At 39.1% G+C, this 207-nt stretch carries 1 protein-coding gene; it reads left to right on the forward strand.

The genetic code is table 11. The features are described from left to right. Window positions 1-207 (forward strand): hypothetical protein (locus tag Q1A73_RS24560; RefSeq protein WP_299611484.1); only part of this gene is annotated, 207 nt, incomplete at both ends.

Genomic DNA, 207 nt, shown 5'->3' on the forward strand with positions numbered 1-207 from the left:
GAGTGGAGGAACATATTCTGGAAATGGAGTAACTGATGATGGCAATGGAACTACTTATTCCTTTAATCCTATTACTGCAGGAACAGGAAATCAAAATATTACCTATAGCTTTACCAATGCAAATGGATGCACTGATACTGCTTCTGATACTGTAGAAGTGTTCGATCTGCCAACAGTATCCTTTACAGCTCCTGCTGATCTATGTGT

Origin of the sequence: uncultured Aquimarina sp. (assembly GCF_947492115.1) — a bacterium.
Lineage (GTDB): Bacteria > Bacteroidota > Bacteroidia > Flavobacteriales > Flavobacteriaceae > Aquimarina.